Source organism: Pelagicoccus sp. SDUM812003 (assembly GCF_031127815.1).
In the GTDB taxonomy this organism is placed as follows: domain Bacteria; phylum Verrucomicrobiota; class Verrucomicrobiia; order Opitutales; family Opitutaceae; genus Pelagicoccus.
Map to the genome: position 1 here is coordinate 424,557 of NZ_JARXHY010000004.1, position 25,516 is coordinate 450,072.

General features: G+C 58.7%; 22 protein-coding genes and 1 riboswitch. Of the genes, 10 read left to right on the forward strand and 12 right to left on the reverse strand.

What is annotated here, in order from left to right:
• The first annotated feature begins 10 nt into the window (after positions 1–10).
• From QEH54_RS08365 to bshA, 6 genes are read left to right on the forward strand one after another with little or no spacing between them, the layout of a single operon-like run.
• Complete coding sequence (locus QEH54_RS08365) at positions 11–2,518, forward strand: PIG-L family deacetylase (protein WP_309018205.1); 2,508 nt, start codon at positions 11–13, stop codon at positions 2,516–2,518.
• Positions 2,519–2,572: 54 nt separating this feature from the next.
• Positions 2,573–2,719 carry a hypothetical protein gene (locus QEH54_RS08370; RefSeq protein ID WP_309018206.1) on the forward strand — a complete coding sequence of 49 codons (147 nt, stop codon included), beginning with the start codon at positions 2,573–2,575 and terminating at the stop codon, positions 2,717–2,719.
• Positions 2,716–4,431 (forward strand): sodium:solute symporter, encoded by a 1,716-nt coding sequence (locus QEH54_RS08375; RefSeq protein WP_309018207.1) that lies wholly within the window; start codon positions 2,716–2,718, stop codon positions 4,429–4,431. Before QEH54_RS08370 ends, QEH54_RS08375 begins: the two co-directional genes overlap by 4 nt.
• Positions 4,428–5,198 (forward strand): hypothetical protein, encoded by a 771-nt coding sequence (locus QEH54_RS08380; protein WP_309018208.1) that lies wholly within the window; start codon positions 4,428–4,430, stop codon positions 5,196–5,198. The genes QEH54_RS08375 and QEH54_RS08380 overlap by 4 nt, the downstream gene beginning before the upstream one ends.
• Complete coding sequence (locus tag QEH54_RS08385) at positions 5,185–5,895, forward strand: PIG-L family deacetylase (RefSeq protein ID WP_309018209.1); 711 nt, start codon at positions 5,185–5,187, stop codon at positions 5,893–5,895. Before QEH54_RS08380 ends, QEH54_RS08385 begins: the two co-directional genes overlap by 14 nt.
• Positions 5,896–7,029, forward strand: a complete 1,134-nt coding sequence (gene bshA / locus QEH54_RS08390; RefSeq protein WP_309018210.1) for an N-acetyl-alpha-D-glucosaminyl L-malate synthase BshA — start codon at positions 5,896–5,898, stop codon at positions 7,027–7,029.
• A 47-nt stretch (positions 7,030–7,076) separates the two neighbouring features.
• Here the strand turns inward: bshA and QEH54_RS08395 are convergent, their stop codons facing one another.
• The 10 genes from QEH54_RS08395 to QEH54_RS08440 form a co-directional block, all read right to left on the reverse strand.
• Positions 7,077–8,054, reverse strand: a complete 978-nt coding sequence (locus QEH54_RS08395) for a diguanylate cyclase (RefSeq protein ID WP_309018211.1) — start codon at positions 8,052–8,054, stop codon at positions 7,077–7,079.
• Positions 8,055–8,056: 2 nt separating this feature from the next.
• Positions 8,057–9,322 (reverse strand): EAL domain-containing protein, encoded by a 1,266-nt coding sequence (locus tag QEH54_RS08400; RefSeq protein ID WP_309018212.1) that lies wholly within the window; start codon positions 9,320–9,322, stop codon positions 8,057–8,059.
• Positions 9,319–10,722 carry a hypothetical protein gene (locus tag QEH54_RS08405; protein ID WP_309018213.1) on the reverse strand — a complete coding sequence of 468 codons (1,404 nt, stop codon included), beginning with the start codon at positions 10,720–10,722 and terminating at the stop codon, positions 9,319–9,321. Before QEH54_RS08405 ends, QEH54_RS08400 begins: the two co-directional genes overlap by 4 nt.
• Positions 10,723–10,734: 12 nt before the next feature.
• Positions 10,735–11,277 (reverse strand): hypothetical protein, encoded by a 543-nt coding sequence (locus QEH54_RS08410; protein ID WP_309018214.1) that lies wholly within the window; start codon positions 11,275–11,277, stop codon positions 10,735–10,737.
• Position 11,278: 1 nt separating this feature from the next.
• Positions 11,279–11,896 carry a hypothetical protein gene (locus QEH54_RS08415; RefSeq protein ID WP_309018215.1) on the reverse strand — a complete coding sequence of 206 codons (618 nt, stop codon included), beginning with the start codon at positions 11,894–11,896 and terminating at the stop codon, positions 11,279–11,281.
• A complete protein-coding gene (locus QEH54_RS08420; protein WP_309018216.1) occupies positions 11,886–13,370 on the reverse strand; it encodes a hypothetical protein in 1,485 nt (494 codons plus the stop codon). The genes QEH54_RS08415 and QEH54_RS08420 overlap by 11 nt, the downstream gene beginning before the upstream one ends.
• 4 nt (positions 13,371–13,374) lie before the next feature.
• Positions 13,375–14,223: a type II secretion system protein gene (locus QEH54_RS08425; protein ID WP_309018217.1), complete on the reverse strand. Its 849-nt coding sequence runs from the start codon at positions 14,221–14,223 to the stop codon at positions 13,375–13,377.
• A complete protein-coding gene (locus tag QEH54_RS08430) occupies positions 14,223–15,434 on the reverse strand; it encodes a type II secretion system F family protein (protein WP_309018218.1) in 1,212 nt (403 codons plus the stop codon). Before QEH54_RS08430 ends, QEH54_RS08425 begins: the two co-directional genes overlap by 1 nt.
• 2 nt (positions 15,435–15,436) lie before the next feature.
• The gene (locus QEH54_RS08435; RefSeq protein ID WP_309018219.1) at positions 15,437–17,104 is read right to left on the reverse strand and encodes a GspE/PulE family protein; all 1,668 of its coding nucleotides are present in this window, start codon (positions 17,102–17,104) and stop codon (positions 15,437–15,439) included.
• An 88-nt stretch (positions 17,105–17,192) separates the two neighbouring features.
• Positions 17,193–17,858, reverse strand: coding sequence for a type II secretion system protein (locus QEH54_RS08440; RefSeq protein ID WP_309018220.1), 666 nt, complete (start codon positions 17,856–17,858; stop codon positions 17,193–17,195).
• Between the two features lie 205 nt (positions 17,859–18,063).
• A riboswitch (ZMP/ZTP riboswitch) is annotated at positions 18,064–18,146 on the forward strand.
• A 35-nt stretch (positions 18,147–18,181) separates the two neighbouring features.
• On the opposite strand from QEH54_RS08440, the gene QEH54_RS08445 reads away from it, so the two are divergent.
• Positions 18,182–19,708 (forward strand): glycine hydroxymethyltransferase, encoded by a 1,527-nt coding sequence (locus QEH54_RS08445; protein WP_309018221.1) that lies wholly within the window; start codon positions 18,182–18,184, stop codon positions 19,706–19,708.
• 91 nt (positions 19,709–19,799) lie between these two features.
• Here QEH54_RS08445 and QEH54_RS08450 read toward each other — a convergent pair whose 3' ends face one another.
• Complete coding sequence (locus QEH54_RS08450) at positions 19,800–20,204, reverse strand: thioredoxin domain-containing protein (RefSeq protein WP_309018222.1); 405 nt, start codon at positions 20,202–20,204, stop codon at positions 19,800–19,802.
• 277 nt (positions 20,205–20,481) lie between these two features.
• Between QEH54_RS08450 and QEH54_RS08455 the strand changes: the two genes are divergently transcribed.
• From QEH54_RS08455 to QEH54_RS08465, 3 genes are all read left to right on the forward strand, one after another.
• Entirely contained in the window at positions 20,482–21,036 is a 555-nt protein-coding gene (locus QEH54_RS08455) for an energy transducer TonB (protein WP_309018223.1), read from the forward strand.
• Positions 21,037–21,103: 67 nt separating this feature from the next.
• Positions 21,104–23,056 (forward strand): methyl-accepting chemotaxis protein, encoded by a 1,953-nt coding sequence (locus QEH54_RS08460; protein ID WP_309018224.1) that lies wholly within the window; start codon positions 21,104–21,106, stop codon positions 23,054–23,056.
• 140 nt (positions 23,057–23,196) lie between these two features.
• The gene (locus QEH54_RS08465; protein WP_309018225.1) at positions 23,197–24,288 is read left to right on the forward strand and encodes a C1 family peptidase; all 1,092 of its coding nucleotides are present in this window, start codon (positions 23,197–23,199) and stop codon (positions 24,286–24,288) included.
• A gap of 70 nt (positions 24,289–24,358) precedes the next feature.
• Here QEH54_RS08465 and QEH54_RS08470 read toward each other — a convergent pair whose 3' ends face one another.
• Positions 24,359–25,471, reverse strand: a complete 1,113-nt coding sequence (locus QEH54_RS08470) for a DUF3524 domain-containing protein (RefSeq protein WP_309018226.1) — start codon at positions 25,469–25,471, stop codon at positions 24,359–24,361.
• Between the last annotated feature and the right edge of the window lie 45 nt (positions 25,472–25,516).

The following is a 25,516-nucleotide window of genomic DNA, read 5'->3' on the forward strand; positions in this document are numbered from 1 at the left end:
TCCTGATCCCATGCTGCGTTCCTTCCTGAAAACGACCTCACTCGGTGTCGCCTTGTCCGCTGCTGCGGTCGCGTGCGCGGAGCCGCCAATCGATATGCCAGAAGCAGTGCCAAGCTCCGAAATCTACTGGTCGCTCCAAAAACTGAATACGCTTGGCCGCGTGCTCTACGTAGCGGCTCATCCCGATGACGAAAATACCAGCCTGATCTCCTATCTGTCGTTGGGCCGCAAATACGACACCGCCTACCTCTCCCTCACTCGGGGCGATGGCGGGCAGAATCTGATCGGACCGGAGCTGCGCGACGAGTTGGGGGTGATTCGCACGCAGGAGCTCCTGGCCGCTCGACGCATCGACGGGGGACAGCAGTTTTTCAGCCGGGCAAAGGATTTCGGCTATTCGAAAACCGCCGAGGAAACCCTGCGCATCTGGGATGAGGACAAGGTTCTGGCGGATACGGTCTGGGTGATACGCTCCTTCCAGCCGGATGTGATCGTGACGCGCTTCAATCCCGAACCCGGTTTCACCCACGGTCATCACACCGCTTCTTGCTTGCTTGCGATGGAAGCCTTCGAAGCGGCGGCTGATCCTACGCGCTTTCCCGAGCAGTTGGAATGGGTGCAGCCATGGCAAGCCACCCGCGTCGTTTGGAACGCGAGCTGGTGGTTCTTCCGCAATCGCGATCAAGACTTCATCGAAAGCCAATACACCTCCGTGGAGGTGGGCGACTACGAGCCCTTGCTAGGCAAATCGTTCAACGAAATCGCCTCGCTTAGCCGCAGCCAGCATCGCAGCCAAGGCTTTGGCACCCGCGTCGAACGCGGAGCGCGAACCGAGTACTTTCAGCATCTGGTGGGCGAGCCCATGAAGGGGGATCTTTTCAGTGGCGTATCCACAGATTGGGGGCGAGTTCAGGGAGGAGCCGATGTCGAGAGATCCATCGCTCGCATTCTGGCTGGCTTTGACCTAGCGGATCCCGCGAAGTCGGTCGATGCCATGCTCGAGCTGCGCCAGGAAATGCAGGCGCTGCCGGATCCTTGGAAAACGCGCAAGCTCGCGGAGTTGGACACGATAGTGCTGCGTTGCTTGGGCATGGACCTGAAGGCATTGGCGGACCGGCAGTATGTTTTGGGAGGAGAGCGACTGCAGATCACCTTGGAGGCCATCAACCGTTCGGGTGTCGAGGTGAACGTGCTGGAGGCTTCGACGAATGTATCCGATTCCAACTACGTTTTAGGGCTGTCGCTGCCGGAGAATGAGCGAATCGAACGAACGGTGCAGCTCGACCTTCCTCAGCAGTTGCCTTTGCCGCAACCGTATTGGCTCGAAAAGGAAGGCGACTTGGGCATGTTCGAGGTCGAAGACCAACTGCTGATCGGCAAGCCTGAAAACGACCCGCCGTTTTACTTCGATATCGCTCTGGGCATCGCTGGGCAGACCGTGAAGACGCGCGTGCCACTGACTCATCGCGAGGTGGATCCCGCGTATGGCGAGCGAATGGTGGAAGTGGCCAACATGCCGTTGGCCAGCGTTAGCTTTAGCAACCCAGTGGCTTTGTTTCCCAACGGAGCGACCAAGGAGCTCGAAATCGAAGTTTCCGCGTTTACGCGGCCTGTATCCGGAACGCTGAGACTGGAGCTACCGAGTGGTTGGTCCGCGGAGCCCGACTCGCTGGATTTGCAAGACCTGTCGCCGGGCGAAAGTCGCTCCGTTCGCATGAGCGTCACGGCCCCGAAGACCACTCGAGTCAGCGCTATTAAGGCAGTCCTTGAAACGAGCGAAGGCGAGGTGAGCGATGGACTGAAACGCATTCGCTACGAACACATCCCGGAACAACGCGTTTTCTCCGACGCCAGCGTCAAGGCGGTGAGCCTCGATGTTCAAAAGCTGGGTCAGAGCGTTGCCTACCTCCCCGGCGCCGGGGATAGCGTAGCGGAGAGCATTCGGGAGATAGGATACGACGTGCAGATCCTTCAGCCGAGCGATGTGACTCTAGAGAATTTGTCTGAATACGACGCGTTGGTCATTGGTATCCGGGCTTACAATACGATTGATGAAATCGAGACGCTCATGCCTGCCATCTTCGAATACGCTGAATCCGGCGGCACCGTGATCGCGCAGTACAACACCAGCCGAGGCCTGAAAACGAGTCAGTTCGCTCCCTATCCGTTGTCGCTCTCGCGCGATCGGGTGACCGACGAATTCGCTCAAGTGCGCTTGCTGGCCGAAGATCACCCTGTTTTGAACCATCCCAACCGCATCACCCAAGAGGACTTCTCCGGTTGGACTCAGGAGAGAGGTCTGTATTTTCCCGATCAGTGGGACACCGCTTTCACGCCGATCCTATCGATCAACGATCCAGGAGAATCGCCCAAGGACGGCAGTTTGCTCGTCGCTCGTCATGGCGAGGGCTATTTCGTCTACACCGGTCTTTCTTGGTTTCGCCAATTGCCGGCAGGGGTGCCGGGAGCCTACCGCATTCTCGCTAACATGCTTTCGTTGGGGAGCGAGAACAGGTAGTCGGTAGCGAAACATGTTCGGTCAGACCGTTACTCCCTCATTTGAATCAGTGACATGAAGAAAAAGGTTTCGCAGATGGATTCGGATATCGGGGCGAACCCGCCGGTATTCGGAACTTGGAGTCGAGTGTATTGGTTTGTAGCGGTTTTCTTCTTTGCCGAAGTCGTACTGTTCTACTTCTTCACCCGCTACTACTCGTGAGCGTCATAGACTATATCGTACTGGTTGGGACGTTGCTGAGCATCGCTCTCTACGGCATGTGGAGAACGCGCTCCAGCGGAGGCTTGAACACCTACCTCAAAGGCGATGACACCATAAGGTGGGGAACGATAGGACTTTCCGTGATGGCTACCCAGGCCAGCGCCATCACCTTCCTGTCCACGCCAGGCAAGGCGTATGACGATGGCATGGGGTTTGTGCAGAACTACTTCGGCATGCCCTTCGCCATCATCTTCATTTGCATCTTCTTCATACCGATCTATCGGCGATTGAACGTGTATACGTCCTATGAATACTTAGGGCAGCGTTTCGATACCAAAACCCGCATCCTGGGAGCAGCGCTTTTTCTAGTGCAGCGAGGGCTGGCGGCTGGCATCACTATCTACGCTCCGGCTATTGTCGTATCCAGTCTGCTTGGATGGAATCTCGATCTGACCATCGTGCTGGTCGGGGCGCTTGTGATCGTCTACACGGTGTCCGGCGGCACCAAAGCCGTCAGCATCACGCAGCGCTACCAGATGGGCGTCATCATGCTCGGCATGTTCATCGCGTTTGGCATGATCATCGCGAACCTGCCGGAGGAGGTCTCTTTCGGCACGGCCCTTTCGGTGGCCGGAGCGATGGACAAGTTGGAGGTGGTGAATTTCTCCTTCGATATCAACGAGCGCTACACCTTCTGGTCCGGCTTGCTGGGAGGACTCTTCCTTTCCTTGTCGTATTTTGGCACGGATCAATCTCAAGTTCAGCGCTACCTAGCCGGAAATTCCGCCAGCGCCAGCCGGTTTGGGCTGCTCTTCAACGCCGTGGTTAAGGTACCGATGCAGTTCTTCATCCTCTTCGTCGGGGTGATGGTTTTCGTCTTCTACCTTTTCGTCGAGCCACCGGTGTTCTTCAACCAGGCAACCTTGGAAGCCGTCGCTGAAACCGAGCACGCAGATGCTCTGTTGTCCTTGGAGAGCGAATACAAGGAAGTGGTGGAGAGGAGATCCCACGCGGTGAGGGAGCTGGCTCAGGCCTTTCAATCGAACGCTGTCGGCAGCGAGGAACTGGAGGCCAGGAAGGCGTTGGCAGTCGGGCTCGAGCAGGAGTCCTTGCAGATCAGGGAGCGGGTGAAAGCCCTGATCAAGGGAGCGGGAGAGGATTTCGAGGCGAAGGATTCGGACTACGTTTTCATCACCTTCATCGTGAACTACCTGCCTCAGGGTTTGATTGGCTTGCTGGTCGCGGTGATTTTCGCGGCAGCGATGTCGTCGACCGCTTCGGAGCTCAACGCTCTTGGCTCGACCACCATGGTAGATTTCTACAGCAAGCTTAAGCGAACCGAGCACGACGACGACCACTACGTGCGCGTTTCCCGGATCCTCACGGCGGCCTGGGGGCTGCTGGCGGTCACGTTCGCTCTGTACGCGAACCTCGTGGAGAACCTGATCGAGGCGGTGAATATTCTGGGGTCCATATTCTACGGAGGAATTCTGGGGATCTTTCTGGTGGCCTTTTTCATCAAGTCGGTGCGTGGCACCGCGGTCTTTACGGCGGCGATCGTTTCGCAATTGGCGGTGATCGGCATGTATTTCGTATTGGAAATCAGCTATCTCTGGTATAACTTGATCGGCTGCGCTTTAGTGATGGGGCTATCGTTCCTATTGCAGCACAGCCTATTTCGGGAAAACAGGAAGGAGGAAGGACGCGTATGAATGAGGAACCGGTGATCGCTTTCGGACAGCAGCCCTGCGGCTTCTTCCCCAAACGTTTTCTTGTATCCAAGATCTGGACCGCCAAGCGACTGCAGAAGGAGATCGGCGGCAGGGTGGTTTTTTTCTACCACGACTGCGATCATGACCCGCGAGAGACGCAGACCATCCTCTTCGAGGCGGACGACAATACGCTTCACCGGCTGAACTTCGCTTTCGAAAACAAGCTGCAGAAGAAGTATTCGCCCTTGTATTTGAAGCGAGTGAGCCGGGAGTGGCAGGATAACATGGCTCGGCAGCTGCCTAAGTTCGTAAGACCGGAGCTCGTCGAGCTGTTTCGGTCCAACGAGGCTGAAAACGTCGCGGACTTCTGCCTCGAAATGTATCGTGGCATGGGCCTTCTGAATGAAGTGGAAGTGCTGCGCTCGGGAAGCTCGTCGCTGCGCGAGAAGGCCATCGAAGTCGACGACTTCTTCATCGATACCCCATACCAAGGCGAGGTGGTGCGAGCTCGCAAGAGCGGTGACCGCTTCGTATTGCATCAAGGCGGGGACTCGTTTCTGGAGGTGCCCGTCGAAGGGTACGAAAAGCGCCAGGTCACGCCCACGCGCGATACGCGCCTTCGTTGGATGCAGTCCGCTCTTCGCTGCACCCACTACGTCGCGGGAGCCAGCGAAATCAACTATTTGAATACGGAGGAAACGCCGGAGATCACCTTTGTGGAAAGGGATTTCATCGAGCGCGCGGACGAAGCTTATGTCGGAGGTTAAGACCATCCTAGCCATTGGAGCCCACCCGGACGACATCGAGTTCGGGGCAGGAGGCATCCTGTTGAAGGAGAAGGAAAGCGGCGCGCGATTGCAGCTGCTCGTTTGCAGCAAGGGAGAGTCCGGAAGCAATGGCACGCCGGACCAGCGCGAGGCGGAGTGCCGGGCAGCGTCGACGCAGCTGGGCGCCGAGCTGCAGTTTCTCGATCTGGGAGGCGATGGCCTGATGGAGCGGGGCAAAGAAGGCGCCCTAAGCATCGCCAGAGTGATACGCTCGTTGCGTCCGGACATCGTGCTGGCTCCGTCCCTGGTGGAAAACCAGCACCCGGACCACGCGGTGATTGGCAATCTGGTCCGCGATGCAGCTCGTTTGGCCCGCTACGCTGGCCTCGACGCTTTGAAGGATCTGGCGTCCCATTCGATCGAAAGCCTTTACTTCTACGCCATCACCCCTGGGGCCGAGCCTCAGGCGGAGACGCCGCTTTGCATCGACATCAGCTCCGTATTCGACTCCTGGTTGCAGCTTATGCGGTGCCACGCCTCGCAGATGAAGACGCGCCACTATGTGGATCTGCAGGTGGCTCGATCCCGTTCCATCGGTTTGCAGATGGGAACGGAGCACGCGCAGGCGATCTATGCCAACGATCGTTTGATCTTGGAGACTCTCTCGGAAAGTCCGAAGGGAGCGCGAACCTTCTAAATGAGCGACCTGGGCAAGCTAAAGATCGGCATTGCGTGCTACCCGCTGGTTGGGGGGAGCGGCATCCTCGCATCCGCCCTGGGCATGGAGCTGGCGGAGCGGGGGCATCAGGTGCATTTCTTTAGCTACGCGAAACCGGTTCGACTGCAGCTCGGTCACCCGAATCTACACTTTCACCCTGTATCCGTCAGCAAGTACAAACTCTTCGAGTATGCGGATTACACGCTCCCGCTAGCGGTGAAGATCGCCGAAGTGGCCGATCATGAGCATCTTGATATCATCCATGCGCATTATGCGGTACCGCATGCCACCGCAGCCTATATCGCGAAGCGAATGGCCAAGCAGGACAAGCTGCGCATCGTGACGACTTTGCACGGGACGGATACGACGCTCCTTGGCAGAGACCCGAACTATCGGCCCGCCATCGAGTACTCGCTGCAGCACTCCGATGTGGTGACTACCGTATCCGAAAGCTTGCGACGCGACTCTGAAAAGGTGTTCGATATCGGAAAGCCCATGCGCGTGGTGCACAATTTCTTCAAGGCGGGGAAAACCACCCGTAGCCGCGAGGAAATGCGGCTGGAACTGGGAATCGACGATCAGATGATGCTGTTTCACGCTTCCAATGTGCGCTCGGTGAAGCGGGTCGATCTGCTGCTCAAAGCCTTGAGCCTATGCAAGAGCAAGCCACGTTTGAAGCTGCTCGTGCTGGCGGGCGACAGTTTCGATGAACACCGAGAGACCGTGCGTGAACTCGGATTGGAGGACATGGTCATGGTGCGAACGAACGGGTATCCGATCGAAAACTACATCGCGGCATCGGACTTGGGAATCTACACTTCGCAATCGGAAAGCTTCTGCCTCAGCATTCTCGAAGGCATGTTTTTAGGCAGAGCGTCGCTGGCGTTTCGGGTGGGTGGGATTCCCGAGGTCATGGAGGACGGCGTGTCCGGCTTGCTGCACACGTTTGGCGACTGCCAAGCCTTGGCGGACTCGATCGATGCTCTGGAAGCGGATCGCGATCGGGTGGCGCAGATGGGAGAGGCGGGCAAGACGCGGGCCAACACCCATTTCACTGCAGACGCGATCGTGCCCAAATACGAAGCGGTGTATCGCGAAGCGCTGGAGCTGTAGCCGCCATGGCGGACGGGCCCCGTTTTCGGCATGCGTCGACTGAGCAGCTAGTTCACTCCGTGCAGATCGTCTACATGGCAATGCACGAAGCAGACCTGGTTGCGGCCTTGTTCCTTGGCCTTGTAAAGGCAGAGGTCCGCTTGACCCAGAATCTCGTCGGGGCTCAAGGCTCCATTGGGCACGGTGTTGTATCCGGCAGCGCCGAAGCTCATGGTTAGGTCGAGCGAAAGGGATGAGGAAACGGCGAAGGGTTCGCCTTCGATGGCTTGTCGCATGTTTTCCGCCATGATGAGAGCGCCATTGACGTCGGTCTCCGGCAGGACGATTACGAACTCCTCGCCGCCATAGCGTGCCACCCAGTCGATGTCCTTGCGGCAGTGGCTGCGAAGGCGCTGAGCGACCTCCTTCAGCACCTTATCGCCTGCGAGGTGACCGTGCGTGTCGTTGACCGCCTTGAAGTGATCGAGATCGCAGATGACCAGCGATAGCGGTTTCTGATAGCGATTGGCCCGTTTGATTTCAGATGGCAGGTCTTTTTGGATACGTCTACGATTGTAGACCTCGGTGAGGGCGTCCTTCATGAGCAAGTCCTGGCTTTGCATTTCGACCAGCTTGAGTTTGGCTTCGAGGTCGATGATGCGTTGAGCTAGGCAGAGGCGGGCCAGCAGAAGCGGTTTCATGATTGGCTTGTTCATGAATTCATCCGCCCCGCTGTCGAGCGCTGTCCTGAGATCCTTGATACTCGAGTTGCTCGATACCACGATGATGTAGGTGTAGCGAGGTAGGTCGGCAGCTCGTATGCGGGAGCAGAGCTCGCTGCCGGAAATGTCGTCCAGCACGAGTCCGGTGATAACGACATGGAAGTATTCGTTTTTCAAGCGCTCCATCGCTTCCGCCCCGCGGGACGCTTCCTCCACTTCGTAGCCTTGCTTGCGGAGAATGTTGCGCATCAGCTTTCGAGAGATGGGCGACATGTCCACAAGGAGGACCCGCATTTGGGCGTGTTCGTTGCTCGTCAGTTCCATGGCTAGGCGAGCGGTTTGAGGTTCTGACCCTGCTTTTTCGAAAGGTCGTTGAAATAGGAGAGAAGATCGGCTTGCGGCATCGGTCGGGCGAAGAAGTACCCTTGGCAGAAATCGACTTCGAGCTGCTCGAGAAGATCAGCCGTTTGTCGGTCCTCGACACCCTCTGCCACGAGGTGCATGTTGAGCGATTTGCCCATGGCGATGATGGAGCGCATGATGCATTGACCCGCTGGTTCGAAAATGCAGGACACCAGCGAACGATCGATCTTGAGCTCGCTGTAGGCCACGTGGGACATCTGCATGAACGAGGATTCGCCGGTGCCGAAGTCGTCCACTGCTAGCCTGAAGCCCGCATCGACGAAGTCGCGCATGAGCGAAAGGGCGAGGGTATAGTTGCTGAAGCTGGCAGTTTCCGTGACTTCGATGATGATCTGTTCTGGCGAGGCTCCTGCCTCGATGACCGCTTTCAGATAGGTCTCGACCAAGCGCGGGTTTTCGAACTGTCGGCGCGAAACGTTGATGGAGAAGGTGGGGGAGTGACCGGATTTCTGCAGCTCGACAAGCGACTGTAGGCTCTTTTTCAATACAAGAATTCCAAGGTTTTCCACTAGGCCTTCTCGCTCGGCGGTAGCGATGAACTCTCCGGGAGAAACGCTGCCTAGGTCGGCGTCGTTCCAGCGAGCGAGTGATTCGACGCGATCGCAATTCCAGTCGCCCGTGTTGACGATGGGTTGAAAGTACACTTCGATAGCTTCCCGTTCGATGGCTTGGCGGAGGTGATAGGACAGGGTTGCTTGGCGACGTTCCTCGACTGTTTTGAGGTTGTCCAAACCCTTTTCGTTTCGTCCCACATATTCGGATACCAAATCCTGCAGCTGCTGATTGCCATCGCTTAAGATGTGGCAGTTCAGGGCTCCCTGCCGGATGCAATCGATGATCCAGCGCGATTCGTCGCGGCGGGTGATGGCGATGCAGCCGATAGTGGGCTGCACGTGTTTCATAAGCGAGCGCCAGTGATGGGACTTGTTTGGGATCTCGGTCTGGTCCACGTCGACGATCAGCAGATCGATCAAGCCGGCGACGCGCTTCGCCGAAAGAAGGGAGGCTGGGTCTCCTGAACGGGCGAGCGAGTACCCGCCATGGCGCAAGCTGGACGCGATGCGTTCCGCGAGCATCGGCTCCTCGCTGCAGATGGCGATGCTGGCGTCGGCGGAGCCGGAGGTCGGGCCGCCTCTGAGGAAGGCGTTGTCCTGTGGGAAGTTTGTCATTCGTCCGAGATTCGAGGCGTGAGGATGATCACAAGCTCGTTGTTGACGGAGGTTTCGCGGGTGCCCTTGAAGGCTCGGCCGAGTACGGGAATATCTCCCAGAAAGGGGATTTTTCGATCGGTCTTGGCCGATTGGGTTTGAACTAGGCCGCCGAGGACTACCGTGCTGCCATCGCGGATACGCACGATCGAGGACGCCTGGCGTACGTCGATCACGGGCGCCGTCGCCCCGGTGACTGCAGAAACTTCGTTTCGTATCAGGCGGCTGACCGCAGGCGAAATATCGAGCGTGATCATGCCGTTTGACGAAATTTGAGGAGTGATGGAGAGCACCGTGCCGACGGTGATGTTTTCGATCTCCTCCTGGGTGGTCAGGATCGGAGGATTGCCTGGAGACTGGGTGACGGTTTGGCGAAAGATGGGAATGTCCTGACCGACGCGGATAACGGCGGGCTGATTGTTCAGCGTGCGCAGCTTTGGCTTCGAGAGCACTTTGACGTTGCCTTGCTGCGCCAGCGCTGCGATCACGAAACGGTTCGCGTTCGGCGTGTGCTCTATGTAGAGGGTGTTGCCTTCGAAACCGCTGCCGATGGATTCGCTGGGAATGACCAGACGTCCGGAAAAGTTGCTTGCCAGTTGGTTGGAAACCACATCCCAATCGATGCCGAGCTGCAAGGAGTCGTTGGTGGTGACCTCGTAGATCTCGACCTCGAGAATGACCTGACGAACGACACTTTCGCTGACTTGTTCGAGTACGGATGCGATCTGGTCCATGCGAGCGTAGCGCTCTGTGACGCTGACAACGCCAGCAAGGCTGTTGACGGTATAGTTTCCGTCTTCGGAAACCATCGTAGCGAGTTGGTCGTTGATGGATTTCCAGAAATCGATGGTGGAGTCGGCGCTGACGCGCATGGTCGAACCCTGTTCGGAAACGCCACCGCCTGAGCTGAACTGGATATCGTTAGAGCCCATCCCTGTTCTAATGGTATTGATATAGTCGATACTGAAGATGCGGGTTTGGAAATTCTTAACGCGGATCAAGGGACCGGCTTTGGTGAAGTAGTAGCCATGAGCGTCGAGCAGGGCGTCCATCGCAAGGTCGAGAGGCAGGTCATTGAAACTCACAGTGATCGAGCCTTCGATATCTCGGTCGGGCACGATGTTGAGTTCGTTCGATTCGGCAAACAATGCAAGTGCCTGGGTGAGTTCCATATTGACCGCTTTGAAACTGAAGAGTTTCTGCGGTTGCCCCGCATGCAGCTGGCTCGAACTGGTCTGCGTCTCGTTGGTCGAGGATGTGGCGGTCTGCCCGCTGAGCGATCGGGGAGCCGTCAGCGTTGCGAAAGTCATCGCGCAGAGGAGAAGGAGAACGGCGGATAGGTTGAGATTGAGTGTTGGCATGGGAAGGGCGGGTTAATTCCGAACGGCCTCCTGGAGGGCCGAAACTTGGTAGGTCCAGCTCTCGCCGGGCTTGATAAAATAGGATTCTCCTTGGTGGGCGAGCCAGACGCCGGAAGCGTCGATGCGCTCGATCTGGATGCGATCTACGCTTTGCCCAGGTTGGTAGCTTCGCTCGTCGATCAACGCCAGTCGAATGTTTCCCTGTATCCAGACACCTTTTACGTGAAGGGTTTTGGAACGATTCTCGAGTTCGCTCGATTCAGCTGAGCCGATGTCGCTCTCGGCGGTACGAGGACGATTGAACAAAGCGCGGGTCAGGGGCTGCTCGGCCAGTCGTAGGATCGCTTCGCGGTCGAAACGGGGTTGGACGGGGGCGATCGAAGCTTCGGTCGAATCTTCGTAGATGGCGGGATCGTCGTAGTCGATATCTTGAGACGAATACAAGTCGGAGGGCCGATGCTTCGGCTTTCCTCCTATGAGAGAATGGGCCACCAAAGCGATCGCTCCGAGGGCGAGAGCGCCAGAAACAAAGGGATTGTTGAGTAGCTTTCTCATGCTATTTTTCGGTTCTTGCGACCAGGTTGAGGAAGGCTTTGGTGGATCGACCTTCGTCGGAAACGACTTCGAAATGATCGATGTCGAAAGCTGATTCGGAGCGAGCCAGCGTCTGCAGGAAGGCGAGGATCTGCTCGGTGCTGAGATCGATTTCCCCTTGTCTTTGAAATTTCCCTACATCTCGACTTAGCTCGAGGCGATAGCGATGAGCGCGAAAGAGGGTTGCTCCTGTTTCGTCGCGCTCCACCGAAGCCACGATGGCGTTCCATCCGCGAGCTTTAGTCTGTTCGATGAGCGAGACTACGGCCGAGTCGACCGCTTTTTCGCTTGCGAAGAAGCGAGAGCGAATTGCATCGCTCTGTTCGCGAAGGGATTCGAGGTCCTGGCTTTGCTCCTTGGCCTGCAGGTAGCTGCGCTCCAGTTCGAAAAGCGAGTCTCCATGCAGCGCCAAATGACGAGTCTTTGGTTTGATGGCTAGATTGGCCCAAAGCGCAACGCCGCCGCTGGCGAGAAGCAGGAGGCAGATGCCGTAGCGCGCTCTGGCGCTGTCAAAGGGAAGGGCGTTCGCCAGGGCGCGCGAGAGGGCTTTGCGGCTAGTGGAAGCGGCGCTAGAGGGCATGGGCTACTCCTTTCGTGGCGATGACGCCTTCGATGGCGATGGTTTCGAGCTGATCGCCGGAGCGGTGTACGGAGATCTTTCGAACTCGGTCGAGAGCTGATTCTGAGGAGTGAAAAGCGAATGGAGAGCGCTCGAGGGTGGAGAGCAGCGTTTCTCGTCGACGTTCCGCGGTGGCCGTATCCGCTTCGCAATACAGAAGCAGGCGCAGAGACCAACTGCTCTGGGCAGCTTGCCAAGTGAGAGCGAGCTCCGAGATCCATGTGTCGGCAGGTAGCTCGTTGGAGAGGAAGGCGAGGAAGGCCCGTTCGATGGGCGGACGATCGAAGCCCGTCGTTTCCTGAAGAAACGCCTGCAGCTGCGCCGCCATTTGATCCCGCTGCTCAGCGGCTTCCACGACGGCCATCATTTCCGATTCCTTATCCGCTAGTCTGGTTAGCTGTTGACGCGTAGACTTGAGTTGGTCCTCGACCTGATAGGCGTAACCGAGCATGGAGGCTCCGAGGATGAGACAAACGCAGGTGGAAAGGATCTTGCGCAGGCGGCGTTTGCGGTCCTGCATGACGCTTTCGTGAGCGAGGTTGAAGGCGTGGGAGTTCGCCAGCTGGTCGAGCCACAAGGTTTTGGTGGTCTTGCGGTGTATGATGGGTATCTCGCCCTGTAGTTGGTTTCGGATGACGGTTTTGAAGCGAGCCGCTTGCAGGCCGACGGTGACGATCTGGGAAACCGGTTTTCCAAATTGCTGGCGAGTGAAGAGGATGCAGCGGTTGATTTCGACTGCGACCCGCTGCGGGTTGGTTCCGTTTTCCTTGTTCAGGTCCCGAGCGAATTGCAGATCGCCCGCGTGGTCGACGGCGAGGATTTTGTAGGTCGACCCGACCGGCGCCAGGATGATGCTCGCCGAATCCGAAGGCGTAGTGATGTCCTTAAATGGCTTTCCAGCGGTGCCGGTGAATGGGAGGGCCTTTTTCAGAGCCAGTCCGCGGCGGTCGAATTGGGCTTCCAGTTCGCTGAAGGCCTGCTTGCTGATGCTGTGGATCAGGGTGCGCTGGCCAGCCTTGGAGGCCGCGATGCGCTGGCTTTCCCAGATGAGACTGCCCTGGTCCAGCTGGAAGCGTTTGACCTTTTCGCGAATGAAGGCCTGTTGCTGACGGGTGGACGCTGGGGGAAGGGTGACGGTATTGGACTCCAGCAATCCGCCATCGATGAGCAGTTCGGCTTTGGTGCCGATAAAGTGGAAGGTCTCGACGGCTCGATCGAGCTGCTCTTCGAAACGGTCGCTGGTGAGACAGTCATCGTGTACGAGCAGTTCGGATACGACGGAACCTTTTCGAACGGCGGCGCATTCGAAGCGCGAACGGATCCAAGCCACCGCCAGCGTGTCTTTTTCGCTGGGCGTGTAGTCGACTCCCACTTGAAAGTCGAAGCGTGGGGCGGGCGGAGCGCTGCCTGCTAGTTTTTCCAGAGTCTCTTCCATGCGATTAGGGGCTGGCGATCCAATCGGAGAGATCGAAGGAGCGATCTTCTCCATTCGCGATGTAGGTGTAGACCAATGACGAGTAGCCAGCGTTGGCATGAATCAGCAAGCGGTCGCCCTTGGAGAGGTTGGAGATGAGGATGGAGGATCCGGCGGCGATGACGGAGCTGCTTTGTCTCGCCCCTGTTCGGTCGTAAATCTCGTAGCTGGCTGGAGCGCTGGTGGTGTTGTTGAGGGCGACGGCGCAGGTTTTAAGCTGCTCCAAGTAGACGGAGCGCAGGTTGATCCGTTCGATCACCAAGGAATCGGCGGCTCGATCCACGTTGTTCCAAGCGTTCCATCCGTTCCATGAGGCAGTGGAAGGGACCTCGCCGTGGGCGGTGTCCCAGAGGGCCTGGAAGCGGGCGGCGCTGTTTATGTTACCAGCGCTCGGCAGGGAGAGCCCGGCTCGCATGCAGGAGAGCAGAATGGCTCGCGGAGCGGGAGCGCTGGCCGGGTCGTAGATGAGGACGCGAGCGTTGTGGCGCGGATTGACCGAGACGGCGCCTGCTCCAAGGTCGCAAAAGTCGGCGAGGGCAGCGGGCCAGGTGGAGAGGGAGGGAAGGGCTTCGTTCTCGATCAGAAACCCGCGCAAGCTCTGGCCCAGTTCGGCCATGGTATCCTGCTCGACCTTCACCGCGGCCCGGTCGATGGCTCGGATGGCGTTGGGCATCAAGGCGGTGGCCAGGATGCCGATGATGGCCATGACTCCGATCATTTCCAGCAAGGTGAAGCCCTGGCGGCCGCGCGGGCGCGGCTGGCCGATTGGGGAACCTATGAACCCAAGGCTTGCAGCGTGTGGTTGTTTTTTCACTACATGTCCCATAGCTGCATGATTGGAAGCACCAGAGCGAGAGCTACGGTGCCGACGACGGAGGTGAGGGTGACGATGATGGCCGGTTCGAAGAAGGAGAAGAACGCCTTGATCTTGCGGGGCACGATGGTGTTGTAGTACTGGCCGACCTTTTGCAGGGTGATGTCCAGCTGCCCGGATCGCTCGCCGGTTTGCACCATGGTGATGAAGGTTTGGGTGAAGATCGGATGCTGGGCGAGCTCGTCGCTCATGGCCCGCCCCTCGGTGACGGCCGACTTGGCGGCGGAGCTGGCCTTGTTGATGAGGGCGTTTCCGCTTTGGCGAGAGCAAAGCTCCAATGCTCGAGCCAGAGGAATGCCCGCCTTGATCAGCATTTCGAGGGTGACGGAAAACTGGGAAAGAGAAAGGCATTGGGCGAGCTCGCCGAGAAATGGAACCTTGAGCATGGCGCGGTCCTTCAGTTCGGCGACTTGTGGAAACTTTCCCGGCAAGCTGAGCAGCAGCGGCAGGCAAACGCCCAACCCGCCCCAGAGGTACCAGGTCGTGGCGAAGAATTCGCTCAAGGCCAGCACCACCACAGTGACTTTGGGCAGGGGAGTGGAGAGCTGCTGAAAGATCTCTTCGAAACGCGGCACGACGACGGTGAAGAGCAGAATCACCAGGCCCACGGCGGCGGCGCAGATCGCCATGGGGTAGATCAGGGCCTGTCGCGCGGAGGCCACCAGGCCGTCCATCCATTCCAGATTGTTCGCGAGCGTCGCGAGGGATTCGGGAAGCTTGCCGCTCGCTTCCCCTGCTTCGATCAAAGCGACGGCCTGATTGGAGAAGGCTTTGGGAAATGCGGCCATGGCCTGTGGCAGCGGGGTGCCGGCTTCCACATGATAGGCGAGGCTGTGGATCACCGGTCCGATTCGCGAGTCGCGCAAGTCTTCGGAAAGCTTGGTCAGCGCCTTTGAAAGGGTGACTCCCGCGTCGAGCAGCAAACCCAACTGCGTGTAGAAGTTGATCAACTCCCAGCGCTTAAGCTTCGTGTTCGCCTTGGCTTTTCCTCGATTGACTGAGACTGATCCCGCTTTGGCTGGGCGCGCCTTGACGAGCCAGGAGCCTTGAGCTTGCAGCAGGGATTCTAGGGCTGACAGGTTGGTTGCCGACAGCGTATCCGAAAACTGGCGACCTTGGGCGTCGATGGCGGTGAAGCTATAGGTCGGCATGGCTAGTCCTGATTGGCGACGCGGAAGACTTCCTCGATGGAGGTATCGCCAGCGAGTGCCCGTCGCAGGCCGTCTTTGAAGAGGCTGTTCATGTCCTTCTGGCGCATCAGCTGCGCGATGGCCTGAATGTCGGCGCTGGGAATGAGTTTTTTTATGTCGTCGTCGATACCGAGGGTTTCAAAAATGGCGACGCGGCCGCGGTAGCCTTTCTGGTAGCATTCCGGGCAGCCGTTTGGCGTGTAGATGGTCGCGTCCGATGGAAGCTCGTCGTGGATGATGTCCTGGTAGTAGCTCAAGTCGTTCGCTTGCAGGCGGCAATGCGGACAGATGCGTCGGGCGAGCCGCTGCGCGATGATGAGCTTTAGGGTGGACGCCAGCATGGATGGCTCCGCTCCCAGGTCGAGCATGCGCGGGATGGCGCCCACCGCGTCGTTGGTGTGCATGGAGCTCAGCACCAAGTGGCCGGTCAGGGCGGCTCGAACGATGAGTTGAGCGGTTTCCGTATCGCGGGTCTCACCCACGAGAATGACGTCTGGATCCTGTCGCAGCAGGGTGCGTAGCCCGCTGTTGAAAGTGAGCCCGATCTTTTCGCTGACCTGGGTTTGGCGCGTGTAGTCGAGATGGTACTCGATAGGATCCTCCAAGGTGAAGACGCTGCGCTCGTGCTTGTCGACCTGTTTCAGGGCGGTGTACAGTGTAGTCGTTTTCCCACTACCTGTAGGTCCGGTGACGAGGATCATGCCGTAGGGAAGGCTGATGGCCTTCTCCAGCATAGAGGCGTCCTTGTCGCGCATGCCTAGGGCGTCGATATTCAGGCTGATGCTGGAGCGATCCAGTATGCGCATGACCACGCTTTCGCCGAAGCTGGTAGGCAAGGTGGAGACGCGCAGGTTGTAGGCTTTGCGTCCTGCGGTTAGGTTGGCCCGTCCGTCCTGCGGTAGTCTCGTTTCGGATACGTCGAGACCGGCCATCACTTTGACTCGGGCGATCACGTTGTCCTGCAGGTCCTTCGGGATCATGACGTAGGGTTGCAGGACGCCATCCACCCGGAAGCGGATGCGCAGGGTCTTCTCGTCCGGCTCGATGTGCACGTCGCTAGCGGCGCGCTCCGCGGCGTCGTGCAGGGTGACGTTCACCAAGCGGATAATGGGAGCTTCTTCGAGATCGCCGGAGGCATCCTGCCGCTCGGCCTTCATCAGCTCGGCGATGATCTTCTCGATGGTTTCCGACTTGTCGTGGGCTTTGGCCAGCAGGTCCTGGATTTCGCGGCCGGAGGCGGCGACCACGTTGACCATCAATTGGGTGAGGCGCTCCACACGGTCGATGGCTTCCACATCGAAGGGGTCGGCCATGGCCACGGTGATGGAGTTGAGGTCCTCCTTGATGGGGATGAGGGTGAGCTGCTTGGCGAGCGGGAAGGGCACGCGGGCGAGGGTCGCCGGTTCGATCTCCAGCTTGTGGAGGTCGACGGTTTCGGTTTCCGCAGCCTGAGCCAGCAGGGCGCTGATCTCCTGGTCGGTCACGAAGCCAAGCTCCGTGAGCACGTTGCCAAGCAGCTTGCCCGAGCGCTTCTGCTCGAGCAAGGCCAGGTCAAGCTGTTCGCTTGAGATGAGGCCAGCGTCCAAGAGCTGGTCTCCGAAGCGTTTTTTGGGTTGTGGGGAGCCCGGCATACGCTGAGTCGTTGGCCGATGTAAGCGGCGATGGAAGGTTCCCGGGGGCGGAAGCGCCCTCCATCGCGCATCGAATCGGCAGATCGGACTACTGGTGCATCATGTAGATGTACACGTCGGTGAGGCCGTTGCCGTTAGGGGCGCGGTAGACGACCTTTCCGAGGCCGTCCGCTCCGGTTTCCGTGGAGAGGCCTTCGCCGTCGACGCGTTCGCTGAGCTCTCGGGCCTCGGCTTCCGGCACGCCTTCCAGCCAAGCGGAAATGATACGGGCGCCGGAGGCCATGTTGTTGGTGCCGTCGAGGCGGAAGTTTCGTCCGCCCGCCGTTTCCGGGGCGTTGGCATTGGCTACGCCGCAGATGATGCGAGAGACCGCGGTCTGGTTGGAGCCGCCATTGGCGGTCCAGACTCCGTTGGTGCCACGTGTCCAAGTGGCGCCGGTCTGAGCGTAGACGTCTCCCTGCAGGCCGATCTTGGCCGAGAAACGTTCGTCCACCAATCCCGCTTCCATGAAGAGGTCGTCGAGTCGGCTGCGGTTGTTGGTGGTGGGGATGGTGCCGTACTTGCCGACGAATTCGGCGGCGGCCGTTTTGAAGGTGTCGATGGACACCAGGGTGCCGTTGATGCGTGAGGAGCGGATGGCTCCGAAGACTTTAGGAGCGATCACGACCGCAAGAACGGCGATGATGGCCAGAACCCCGATCATTTCGACTAGGGTGAAGGCTCGTTTACGTTGGGCAGTTAGGGATTTGTTCATAGGAGGTTTCGGTTAGAGTTGTCGATATAGCTGAGGTATCGTCACGCCGCTCTGGGGTTTTAGCTCTATAAGCGGATTGGAGGAAGATCCGCTGGGCTTTGCTATTTTTTTACAAACGGCGACAGGACAAGGGTCGCGCTCGTCCTCGAGGTCCTCGTTCCGAGGGAGGTTCTCGTTGACTTTCGGGGGAGGCTCGGTTTTCTACCGGGGCTATTGCGACTGGCGATGCTAAGGCGGGATTGACCGCCGGGAAGCGGTCCGATTCTATCGTTCGCCTGGGTAGAGTCTTTTAGAATAAATCCGCATAGAAACGCTTCCGAACAATGAGTGATGTAAGCACGAGTACGCCTTTGCAGGACTATTTGTCCTCACGTTCAGCCGAGTCCGTGGCGCCCGCCATGGTCAGCTATCTCGCCAACCTGCAGCAGGTGGCGGACGTCAATCCCGGGATCGCCAAGTCGATCGTCAAGGAGCTGGAGGACCAGCGCAGCAACCTGAAGCTGATCGCTTCGGAAAACTACACCTCCATCAATACGCAAGCCGCCATGGGCAACCTGTTGACGGACAAGTACGCCGAGGGCTTCGCGGGCTCTCGCTACTACGCAGGCTGCGACAACATCGACGACATCGAGTCCGAGGCCTGCCGCCTTGCGTGCGAGCTGTTCAAGGCGGAGCACGCCTACGTGCAGCCGCACTCCGGAGCGGACGCGAACATGATTGCTTTCTGGGCGATCCTGCAGGCCAAGGTGGGCGTGCCCACGCTCGAGCAGATCGGCGAGGCCAATCCGGCCAAGCTCTCCCGCGAGGACTGGAACAAGGTGCGGGCCGCGATGGGCAACCAGCGCATGCTCGGTCTCGACTACTATTCCGGCGGCCACTTGACCCACGGCTATCGCTTCAACGTGTCGGCTCAGTTCTTCGACGCCTACAGCTACTCGGTTAACGAGGAGACTGGCTTGCTCGATTACGACGCTTTGGAGAAGCAGGCTTTGGAAGTGAAGCCATTGATCTTGCTCGCTGGCTACAGCGCCTACCCGCGCAAGGTGAATTTCCGTCGCATGAAGGAGATCGCGGACAAGGTCGGCGCCGTGCTGATGGTGGACATGGCGCACTTCGCTGGTCTGGTCGCAGGCGATGTTTTCGAAGGCGATTTCAACCCCATGCCCTTCGCCGACGTGGTCACATCGACGACCCACAAGACCTTGCGCGGACCGCGCGGTGGCATCGTGCTCTGCAAGAAGGAGTTCGCGGAGTTCGTGGACAAGGGTTGCCCGCTGGTCATCGGCGGCCCGCTGCCGCACGTCATGGCGGCCAAGGCCATCGCATTCCAGGAGGCGCTCAAGCCGGAGTTTAAGGTCTACGCTGCCAAGGTGGTGGAAAACTCCCGGGCGCTCGCGGCGGCCATGATCGAGCAAGGCCTGACCATCGCGACTGAGGGCACGGACAACCACTTGCTGCTCATCAACGTGACCAGTTTCGGACTCAATGGCCGTCAGGCGGAAGCGGCGGTGCGCGAAGCCGGGGTCACGCTCAATCGCAACTCTCTGCCCTTCGATCCCAATGGACCGCACTACACCAGCGGCCTTCGCGTCGGCACTCCTGCCGTGACCTCTCTCGGCATGGGGGTGGAGCAGATGAAGGAGATCGCCTCCATCTTCAAGCTGATCCTTTCCAATACCAAGCCCGCCACCATCGCCAGCGGCAAGAATGCCGGCCAGCCCAGCAAGGTGAAGTACGAGCTTAGCGACGAGGTGATCGCGGAAGCGCGTGGCCGGGTGAAGGCCCTGCTGGACGAGTTCGTGCTCTACGCCGACCTCGATCTCGACTTCCTCAAGAAGCGCTTCGGCTAGGCTGCTGATCCACGGTAGGAAACCGTTTTCGCCCCCGCCGCATGGTGACGGCCGGGGGCTTTTTTTCGCCTGATCGCGCCGGGCGTTTGGCTCACGTTTGCAAGCGCTGGCGAATCAAGGAAACGATGTCCCGGGAACCGTGCGTCTTGGTGATGCGGTCCACCACCTCGCCGGTCTCGGCTTCGATCAGCAGCAGGAAACCGGTTTTCACCCCGGTCTCTTGGTAGACGCGCCCGATCCCGGCTGCTTGGGCTAGCAGTCCCGATCGGTACTGGGTCACCTTGTTGGATACGTCCAAGGTGATCATGAGAAACGGTTCGGTTTTCAGGGCTTCGAGAGCGGTTTGGAGTTCGGGCTCGAGCTGTTTGCAGGCGCTGCACCAATTGGCGTAGAAGTAGGCGCCGATCAGTTTCGGCGGGGTCGCTTCCAGTGGCTTGGCCTGCAGAAATGGGGCGAAGAGCGTCAGAGCGACTAGGGTAAGGTATTGGTTTCGCATAGAGGACGTTTGGGCTTGTCTAGGTGTCTATTGGGCTCGCTTCAGACCGCGACGGATGCCGGGTTCCGCGACCGTTTCGAAACTTATGAGGTTTTTACAATCCGACTTATTCCATTCTGGATGAGGGATTTTAATCGCAGGCGCCTCACTCCTAAGGGCTCTCCAGAGGGGAAATACGTGGCAGCGCAGAAATGCGATTTAAGAAAACGGGAGGTGAACCGATGACCAATGGAGCGCCATTTGCGCGCCCTTAGTAAAATCATCCTATTGCAACATCATGAAGACTCGAACCCTACGTTACCTCTCCCTCTTCCTTGCCGTAGCGACCCTCTGCGGCTCTTCCTCCATCGCTGATACGCTAACCACCAGCGCCGGCGCCTCCTACGACGGCCGCATCTACAAGATCCTCGAGCAAGTCGTCTATATGAAGGTTGGCGAGGAGACGGTGGAAGTCGCGCTGGCCGATCTCGATGCGGCGTCCAAGGCGGCAGCTCAGGCTTGGGCGGATGAAAACCCCCAGTCCGTCGACGTCTACACCAAGTGGGACACGCAGCCGCGCATCAAGTCCAGCGCCATGCCCTTTCTCCCCGAAGAGTTTCACAATCCCGAATTCAAGGGCATGGTCGCGGTCGACCTCGTGCTCAACGAAGCAGGGCAGGTTATTCACGCATCGGTCAAGAAGTCGACGCACGAAGGGCTGGAAGCGCCTTCGCTCGAAGCGGCCAAGACCTGGATCTTCGAACCCGCTCAAGTCGGCGGCAAGCCGGTAAAATCCAAACTCCGCGTTCCGTTCAAGTTCGTCTACACGCCGACCGACCAGCCAGCAGGCTGATCGCGGCGACGCCACTTCGGCGAGAGCAACCCACCTTTCACCTACTTACAATTCATCCCACCCTGTTATGAGTTCACTATCACTCGCAAAAAAAATCGGTTTCACCCTCGCGACCGCGCTCGTCTTTTTCGTCGTGCTGGCCGTGGTTTCCTGGGTCGCCGTATCCAACCTCAACAACTCGTTCGGGGAATTTTCCGAAAGTGTAGAGGAGGGAGATGCTGCCGCGGACAAGGTGTCGGTGGCGCTCTCCATGCGCTCCAACATCGCGGAGTATCTGACATCGACCGACCCGTCGAACGTCAGCGATCACCAGAAAATGTTCAGCCAGCTTGAGAAGGAGCTCGATCATGCGATCGATCTTGCTGAGGAAAACGGCCAGACCCGCGCCGCCAAGGCGTTGAAGGAAGGTCAGTCGTTGATGAGTGGATACAACAAGGCATTCCACAACATCGTTGACCTCAAGGCCAAGGAAGCTCAGCTGCTCGACGAAGTGGTCAAGCCTGGCGCTCAGGAGATAAAGGACCTGCTAAAGGAAATGCTGGCCGCCGATCAGAGCCGAGGCGACATCGCTGGGGCCTTCGCCGCATCCGGCGCTCTGCAAAGCATGTTTGAAGCGGATACGACCATCAATCGCGTCATCGTCAAGTACAACGACGAGGATATCGCCTACGCCAAGAAGATGGTCGCCGATCTGGACAAGAAGATTGGCACCCTGAAGAGTGACTACGAGATGAACGTCGACTTCGACGAAAGCCTCAAGGACGAGCTCAAGGAGCGCGTGCTGGCTCGTTGCTTGGTGGTGAACGCTTCCTTCGCCAAAGGTGTGGACGACCTCGCTTCCACTCTCAAGCGCATCAAGGAGATCAACGAGAACGAGCTGCTGCCCGTGGGCCCGCAGTTCGTGAAGAAGATCGAAGTTTTCCGAGACACCATATCAGATACGCAACTGGCCCTCAAGGAGGACGCTCGCTCGCTTCAGGCTTCGGTCAATTTCTGGGTCATCGTTATCAGCTTGGTCGGCCTCACGGTCGGCATCTGCGGCGGCTGGTTCATCGTTCGCGGCATCACTCGCAGCATCGACAAGATCGTCGGCCGCCTCGAGGAAAGCGCTCGCGAAACCCTGACCGCTTCCGAACAGGTTTCCACCAACAGTGACGTGCTCGCTCGAGACTCTTCCGAGCAGGCCGCTTCCATCGAAGAGACCAGCTCTTCCCTGGAGGAGGTCAACGCCATGACCGAGAAGAACGCTCAGAACGCGGAAAACGCCAAGAAGCTCGCCACCGAAGCCCGTGTCGCGGCCGAATCCGGCGCCGAGTCGATGAAGGACATGATCACTGCCATGCAGGACATCAAGGAGTCTTCCGACAATATCGCCAACATCATCAAGACCATCGACGAGATCGCCTTCCAGACCAACATCCTGGCCCTCAACGCCGCGGTGGAAGCCGCTCGAGCGGGCGAGTCGGGAGCTGGTTTCGCAGTGGTCGCTGACGAGGTTCGCAGCCTCGCTCACCGCAGCGCGGAAGCCGCTTCCATCACTGCCGAGAAGATCGAAAACTCCGTGCAGAAGTCCGAGCGCGGCGTGGCGATCAACCAGCGCGTGGCGGAAAACCTCAAGACCATCGTGGCCCACACCCAGAAGATGGACGAGATCGTGGGACAGATCTCCGACGCTTCCGCCGAACAGAATCGCGGCGTAGCCCTTATCCAGACCTCCATCTCCCAGATGGACAGCGTGACTCAGCGAAACGCTGCCGGAGCCGAAGAAACCGCTTCGTCCTGTCGCGTCTTGCTGGAGCAGTCCAACAGCATGCAGAAGACCATCGAGGACCTCGTCGCCGTGGTGAACGGAGGCGGAGTCGCCAAGCGTCATCACGAGCAGAATGTCGCTTCTCACAGCTCTTCGCAGAGTTTCGGTCCGTCCAAGTCGAGCCATCGTTCGCCGGCTCCTGCTCCGTCCTCGCGTGGAAAGAGCCAGCCGACTTCCGACGAGTCCTTCGTCGACCTTTGGGATAACTAAGGGCGAGGCATCGCACGTTCTTTCACAAAAGGCGCGTTCTTCGGAGCGCGTCTTTTTCGTATTCCCTGCGATCCGACTGCGCGCCGGCAGTGAAGTTCGGCCGGGCTCGACCGATTTAAGAGCTGGACCCCAGCCGTCGTATGAAAGCCCTCCTCTTGCTCGTATCCTGCTTCCTCTCCGTCGCTCTGCGCGCTGCGGACTACTTCGAGCAGCTCCAGGTGGGAGCGGAGACCTATCATCAGGTTTATGTGCTTTCGGCCAACGCCTCGGCGCTCTCCGTCCGTCATGCTGGCGGGCTGTCGCAAATACCGCTTTCGAGGCTGTCGCCGGAGGTGCAGAGCCGCTACGGCTACGACGCCCAAGCGGACGCCCTGCGAAGGGCGGAGTTGGAGCGTTCCAGAGACCAGCAGCAGCGCATCGCCCAAGATCGTTTTGCCTCGCAGAAGCGGGAAGCGGAACGCAGGGCCCAAGCGTATCGATCCGCCCAGATCCCGCTGGGCTTGGATTCCGCGTTCGCCGCCTTCGGACAGCCGCCACAGCTGGATCAGCTGCTCGATCTGAGACCGAGCTTTCGCTCTCATCAGATCGCGGTGCGTTCGCAGCGCGGGCCGAGCTGCTCCGTCCATGCCATCGTGGCGGCTCTCGAGTACCAGTACGCCGAAAAGCAAGGCATGCGGGTGGACATTTCCGAGACGCATCTGATTCGCGCCACTTCCCAGATGCTGCGCCGCCGACCGAAAAACCCCATCAAGGAGGACATCGTGGCTCTGGAGGATGAGGGCTACACCTTGGAGCAGGTTTTTCAAGCGATCCGAGCGTATGGGCTGCGTATCGAAAAAGCGGATGCGAGCCAATCCGATGCCGCGTTTGCGGAGCGATTTGAAACGGTTAACTTCAGGCCGTACCGGGTGCCGGGCGCAGGGAGTATGGAGTCGGTGCAAAACATGGTTCACGTGCTCAACGCGAAGATGCCGGTGGTGGTAGGCATCGGCTGGCCGGAGCATTGGCGTATCCAGCATACCAATCTGCTCTCCCAGCAGCCGCCAGCTCCAGGAGTCGGTCATGCCGTGGCGATCGTCGGCTACAAGAACCCTACGGGCAAGCTGGAGGACGCTCGCTTCATCTTCCGAAATTCATGGGGGATCGAATGGGGAGCGGGTGGATACGGCTTCATGACGGGGGAGTATTTGAAGAACAACCTGCTCAGCGCCTATGTCGTGGAGCTGCGCTGACGACCGGATCGAAAAAACGCCTCCCAGGCCGCTTCGCTCCTGGCATTTCGAGCGCTCGGCGGGGCGCCGACTAGGCCCCGAGGCGGCGGTCGTAGTCGGCGATCAGCTGTGACCAGTCGTAGCGCCGCATCGAATCCGAGAAAGGGCAGGGTAGGGTCCATTTGCCAGATTGGATCAAGCTAGCGACGCGGTCCGTCGCTTGATCGATGGTGGTGAAGTAGTTTTCTGGATACGTTTCGCTCGATACGTGATCTCGATAGGCGAGTCGATTGGGCAGGATCGGATGCGTATCGCAGTAGATGGCTTCCACCACGCTGCCGCCGAAGAAATCCTGTCGCGAGGTCACGGGCAGGATGTCGGCTCGCCAGAGCCAGCCAGCGTAGTCGGCGAAGCTTTCCGCTCGCCCGTAGGCCACGATGCGCGATCCCAGTTTTTGGCGTAGTTGAGCGAAGTAGGGCGGTTCCTCCTCAAATCGATCCCCCAGCAGGGCGACTTCGAAATCGATGCCCCGCTGGTGCAGCTTGAGCAGCAGCTTGCAGAAGCCCTTGGGGTTTTTGTCGTATTCCCAGCGGTGGTTCCAGAGGAGCAGCGGGACGCTGTTTGAGGATCGAGACTCGCCTGGACGAAAGGCGTCGAAAGCGCGAAGGTCTAGTCCTAGCCAAAGCGTCTCGCTCTTTTTCCGAATGGATTGGATCGATTCCTTGTTTTTGAAATCTGGATACGCGGAAAGGAAATCAGGCAATGCGTCGAGAAAGGCGTTTCGATGGTAGTCGGAATTGAAATACACGCGATCGGCAGCTAGAGCGCTGCTGTAGTTGATGAACGCGTAGTGCAGGTCTCGTTTTTTCGCAACGTCCTTGTCGCGTGGCGACCACGGATAGCAGAGCTGGTTTTCGTGAAAATAGAGAGCGGTCGGCGTTTGGGCGAAACGTCGACGTATCAAGCTCAGGAATACGGCGAGGTCCAGCATGTCTGAGGCTAGGATGAGGTCGTATCGCTCTCGGGAGGCGAGAACCTGCTCCGCTAGCGTGATGGCGGCCCCATGCATGCGCCATTTCCAATAGCGGCCAGGCAGCGTGTAGAGGTCGAAGGAGTGGCGAGAATGGGCGCGAAGCTCCTCGATCCAACGTTGGTGCGAGCCGGTGAAGAAGGGCTCGACGAGGGCTATTCGTTTTTTGAGCACGGAGGAAGGGTCTGGGGGGGGGCGTTTTTTGAACCGCAGATTTCA

Coding starts and splice junctions, on each gene's coding strand:
- QEH54_RS08365 (WP_309018205.1), top strand. CDS start 11: ATGCTGCGTTCCTTCCTGAAAACGACCTCACTCGGTGTCGCCTTGTCC.
- QEH54_RS08370 (WP_309018206.1), top strand. CDS start 2,573: ATGAAGAAAAAGGTTTCGCAGATGGATTCGGATATCGGGGCGAACCCG.
- QEH54_RS08380 (WP_309018208.1), top strand. CDS start 4,428: ATGAATGAGGAACCGGTGATCGCTTTCGGACAGCAGCCCTGCGGCTTC.
- QEH54_RS08385 (WP_309018209.1), top strand. CDS start 5,185: ATGTCGGAGGTTAAGACCATCCTAGCCATTGGAGCCCACCCGGACGAC.
- bshA (WP_309018210.1), top strand. CDS start 5,896: ATGAGCGACCTGGGCAAGCTAAAGATCGGCATTGCGTGCTACCCGCTG.
- QEH54_RS08395 (WP_309018211.1), bottom strand. CDS start 8,054: ATGGAACTGACGAGCAACGAACACGCCCAAATGCGGGTCCTCCTTGTG.
- QEH54_RS08400 (WP_309018212.1), bottom strand. CDS start 9,322: ATGACAAACTTCCCACAGGACAACGCCTTCCTCAGAGGCGGCCCGACC.
- QEH54_RS08405 (WP_309018213.1), bottom strand. CDS start 10,722: ATGCCAACACTCAATCTCAACCTATCCGCCGTTCTCCTTCTCCTCTGC.
- QEH54_RS08410 (WP_309018214.1), bottom strand. CDS start 11,277: ATGAGAAAGCTACTCAACAATCCCTTTGTTTCTGGCGCTCTCGCCCTC.
- QEH54_RS08415 (WP_309018215.1), bottom strand. CDS start 11,896: ATGCCCTCTAGCGCCGCTTCCACTAGCCGCAAAGCCCTCTCGCGCGCC.
- QEH54_RS08420 (WP_309018216.1), bottom strand. CDS start 13,370: ATGGAAGAGACTCTGGAAAAACTAGCAGGCAGCGCTCCGCCCGCCCCA.
- QEH54_RS08430 (WP_309018218.1), bottom strand. CDS start 15,434: ATGCCGACCTATAGCTTCACCGCCATCGACGCCCAAGGTCGCCAGTTT.
- QEH54_RS08435 (WP_309018219.1), bottom strand. CDS start 17,104: ATGCCGGGCTCCCCACAACCCAAAAAACGCTTCGGAGACCAGCTCTTG.
- QEH54_RS08440 (WP_309018220.1), bottom strand. CDS start 17,858: ATGAACAAATCCCTAACTGCCCAACGTAAACGAGCCTTCACCCTAGTC.
- QEH54_RS08445 (WP_309018221.1), top strand. CDS start 18,182: ATGAGTGATGTAAGCACGAGTACGCCTTTGCAGGACTATTTGTCCTCA.
- QEH54_RS08450 (WP_309018222.1), bottom strand. CDS start 20,204: ATGCGAAACCAATACCTTACCCTAGTCGCTCTGACGCTCTTCGCCCCA.
- QEH54_RS08455 (WP_309018223.1), top strand. CDS start 20,482: ATGAAGACTCGAACCCTACGTTACCTCTCCCTCTTCCTTGCCGTAGCG.
- QEH54_RS08460 (WP_309018224.1), top strand. CDS start 21,104: ATGAGTTCACTATCACTCGCAAAAAAAATCGGTTTCACCCTCGCGACC.
- QEH54_RS08465 (WP_309018225.1), top strand. CDS start 23,197: ATGAAAGCCCTCCTCTTGCTCGTATCCTGCTTCCTCTCCGTCGCTCTG.